The organism is Shinella sp. 838, from assembly GCF_029623935.1.
Lineage (GTDB): Bacteria > Pseudomonadota > Alphaproteobacteria > Rhizobiales > Rhizobiaceae > Shinella.
In genome coordinates, this window is the sequence record NZ_JARSBQ010000058.1 from 1 (window position 1) to 1,481 (window position 1,481).

At 57.2% G+C, this 1,481-nt stretch carries 1 protein-coding gene; it reads left to right on the top strand.

Features of this window, described 5'->3' with window-relative positions; genetic code table 11:
* The first annotated feature begins 55 nt into the window (after positions 1 to 55).
* Positions 56 to 1,407, top strand: a protein-coding gene (locus P9A16_RS35525) for an IS3 family transposase (protein ID WP_145926135.1) whose coding sequence is annotated in 2 segments (ribosomal slippage) — positions 56 to 392 and positions 392 to 1,407 — 1,353 coding nt in all. Because the reading frame shifts where the segments join, the coding sequence is not laid out codon by codon here.
* Positions 1,408 to 1,481: the final 74 nt, after the last annotated feature.

Genomic DNA, 1,481 nt, shown 5'->3' on the forward strand with positions numbered 1-1,481 from the left:
TTAGTTGAGAAGAGAGGATTTTCGGCTCATCGTAGCTCTATCAAAGGAAGCGAAGATGAGACAGAAATCCGGGCCGCAGTCGTCAGCGGCTGAGAAGACGATCAAGGACATCCGCCGCGCCACGCGCAAGCACCACTCAGCCGAGGACAAAATCCGCATTGTGCTGGACGGCTTGCGTGGTGAAGATAGCATCGCCGCGATCTGCCGCCGTGAGGGGATCGCGGAGAGCTTGTATTATAGCTGGTCGAAGGAATTCCTCGAGGCGGGCAAGAAACGTCTTGCGGGCGATACCGCCCGTTCGGCGACCAGTGACGAAGTGAAGGCACTTCGTCGTGAAAGCCGCGACTTGAAGGAGGCTCTGGCCGACCTCACCCTGGAAAACCGCATGCTCAAAAAAAGCATGATCGCGGATGGGGGCGACGACGAATGAGATACCCCGCCACCGAGAAGCTTGAGATCATCCGGCTTGTAGAGCAGTCGCATCTGTCGGTCAGGCAGACCCTCGACAAGCTCGGCATTCCCAGGCCGACCTTTTATCGATGGTATGACAGGTTCCTGACCCACGGCGTCGAAGGGCTGGAAGACCGGGCTTCCGCGCCGTCACGGGTGTGGAACCGCATCCCCGATGATATCAGGGATCGCATCATCGCACTCGCGCTCGATCATGCCGATCTGTCGCCGCGCGAGTTGGCGGTGAGGTTCACCGACACGGAAAGCTATTTCGTGTCAGAGGCTTCGGTCTATCGCCTGCTGAAAGCACACGACCTGATCACCTCGCCAGCCTATATCGTCATCAAGGCCAATGACGAGTTCAAGGACAAGACCACGCACCCAAACGAGATGTGGCAGACCGATTTCACCTATCTGAAGGTCATCGGCTGGGGATGGTTCTATCTCTCCACCATTCTCGATGACTTCTCGCGCTACATCGTCGCCTGGAAGCTGTGCACGACTATGAAAGTCGATGATGTCACAGACACGCTCGACTTGGCACTGGCTGCCTCAGGTTGCAACAGCGTCAAGGTCGAACACCGGCCGCGCCTGCTGTCGGATAACGGGCCGTGTTACGTTGCCTCCGATCTCGGTGAGTGGCTGGAAAAATACAAGATCGATCAGGTCCATGGCGCGCCTGGCCATCCGCAAACGCAAGGCAAGATCGAACGCTGGCACCAGACGCTCAAGAACCGCATCCTGCTCGAAAACTACTTCTTTCAGGAAGACCTCGAAGCCCAGATCGCGGCCTTCGTCGAACATTACAATCATCGCCGATACCACGAGAGCCTCGACAATCTCACCCCGGCCGACGTCTACTTCGGGCGCGGCCAGTCCATCCTGCTCGAACGTGAAAGGATCAAACGAGACACCATCAGACAGCGCCGCTTGAACCATCACGCCAAAGCGGCTTAAATCAACCCGCAAACCGAGCCGGAAACTCCGCTCTTCCAAAGCCCGAAAAGTCTCAGTTCATTTGACGACGGACA